This is a genomic window from Microbacterium sp. CPCC 204701, assembly GCF_004010105.1.
Taxonomy (GTDB): Bacteria; Actinomycetota; Actinomycetes; order Actinomycetales; family Microbacteriaceae; genus Microbacterium.
In genome coordinates, this window is sequence record NZ_RRYE01000469.1 from 1 (window position 1) to 2,039 (window position 2,039).

General features: G+C 70.2%; 2 protein-coding genes. Both read right to left on the minus strand.

Features of this window, described 5'->3' with window-relative positions:
* Positions 1 to 1,514: MDR family MFS transporter (locus EIO58_RS16880; RefSeq protein ID WP_127820440.1), on the minus strand; the 1,514-nt coding region annotated here is incomplete at its 3' end.
* Between the two features lie 136 nt (positions 1,515 to 1,650).
* On the minus strand, positions 1,651 to 1,863 hold the full coding sequence (locus tag EIO58_RS16885) for a hypothetical protein (RefSeq protein ID WP_127820441.1): 213 nt from the start codon (positions 1,861 to 1,863) through the stop codon (positions 1,651 to 1,653).
* Positions 1,864 to 2,039: the final 176 nt, after the last annotated feature.

Genomic DNA, 2,039 nt, shown 5'->3' on the forward strand with positions numbered 1-2,039 from the left:
GCGCCCATCTGCTGGTCGGCCGGCTTCCGGATGAGGAACGCACCCACGAGCAGCGGCAGCGACAGGATGGCCGCGATGAGGAACGTGGCCCGCGTGCCCGCGGCCTGTGCCGCCAGGTCGCCCGCACCCGACTCCGCGGCGGTCGCCGTGGCGGCCGCCATGACGCCGAACATGAGGGCGATGCCCGCGGCGCCGGCGACCTGCTGCACGGTCCCGACGACGGCGGAGCCGTACGAGTAGAAGCGCGGCTGCAGCGAGGCGAGCGACGCAGTGAACAGCGGTGTGAACGACATCGCGAGGCCGATCGACAGCACGGTCTGCGCGACTGCGATGACGGGCACCGGGGTCTCGGTCGCGAAGGTCGTGTAGAACCACAGCGTGGCGCTTGTGATCACGGCGCCCGGGACGAGCAGCACGGTCGTGCCCCAGCGGTCGTAGATGCGACCGATGACCGGGCCGAGCAGACCCATCGCGAGCGCTCCCGGGAGCACGATGAGCCCGGTCCCGAGCGCGTCGACCTCCAGCACGTTCTGCACATAGAGCGGCACCACCGTGATCGCGCCGAAGAACGCCATCGACATGATGCCCATCTGCGCGATCGACAGCGAGAAGTTCCTTGAGCGGAACACGCGCAGATCGAGCAGTGCGTCGTCCTTGCGCTGCAGCAGCACCTGGCGCCAGCCGAACAGCCCGAGGGCTACGACCCCGACCGAGAGTGCGATGACCAGCGTGGTCGTCGAGGTCGCGGTCGCCGCAGCCGCCGCGGCACCGCTGCCGTGCCCGCCGGCGCCCAGCTGGCTGAGGCCGAACACGATGCCGCCGAAGCCGAGCGCCGAAAGGATCACCGACGAGACGTCGATCGGGGCGTGCGTGGTCTCGCCGAGGTTGTGGATCCAACGGGCACCGACCACGAGCGCGACGAGCGCGATCGGCAGCACCATGCCGAAGATCCAGCGCCACTCGAAGCTGTTGAGGATCGCACCGGCGACCGTGGGGCCGATGGCGGGAGCGAGCGAGATCACGATGCTGACCCGGCCCATCATGCGTCCGCGGATCGCGGCCGGCACGACGGTCATCAGCGTCGTCATGAGCAGCGGCATCATGATGGCGGTGCCGGATGCCTGCACCACGCGCGCGACGAGCAGCAACGGGAAGCCGGGCGCCAGGAACGCGATGAGCGTGCCCGCCGAGAACAGCCCCATCGCGGCGACGAACATCGTGCGCGTCGTGAAGCGGCGCAGCAGGAAGCCCGTGATCGGGATGACCACGGCCATGGTCAGCATGAAGGCGGTCGTCAGCCATTGCGCCGCGAGAGCGGTGATGCCGAGGTCGTCAATGAGATGCGGGATCGCCACGCCCATCGTCGTCTCGTTGAGGATCGCGACGAACGCGGCGGCGAGGAGGAGCCAGATGACGCGGCTCTCCTCGGGGCGCAGCGCCGATGCCGTGGGTGCGGAGGCGGGGGAGACGGCGGGGATGCTGCCGGTTCCGGGTGTCGTTTCGATGGCGGCCATGGGGCGTCTCCTCGAGGCTCGGACGGGACAGCGAAGTGCCACCCCGAGGATGGCAAGCCATCAGGATAACCGGGGGTTCCGACATCCCATTCCCGATCCGGTGGACGAATCGGGAATACCCGCGATCGGCCGGCCGTCAGTCCTCCAGGGACTCCTCGTCGGCGGGGCGGTCCCACTTCTCCGAGCCGATCGCGTCGGTCGGGCTCGACGCCGGCTCGCGCTCCTCGACGTCCTCGGGAAGAGGGTTCAGGATCTCCTCGTGCGGGATCGCCTTCAGTGAGTCGATCTCCTCCCGAAGCTCGGCGAGATCGCTGCCGTCGTGCTCGGGGGAGCCGCTGGTCGTCGTCATGGCCACAGCCTAGCGTCGCAGTGCGTCGTTAGGCTGGCGAGGTGAGCATGCGCGGGGGCGGCGGGATGAGCCGCGGCGGCGGGGGTGGCGGCGGCCATCCCGGCTTCCGGCCGGTCGACACCGAGGCGCAGCGGCGCGAGAACGCCGAGGCTCCGCGCATCCCGCACCTCGGCCGC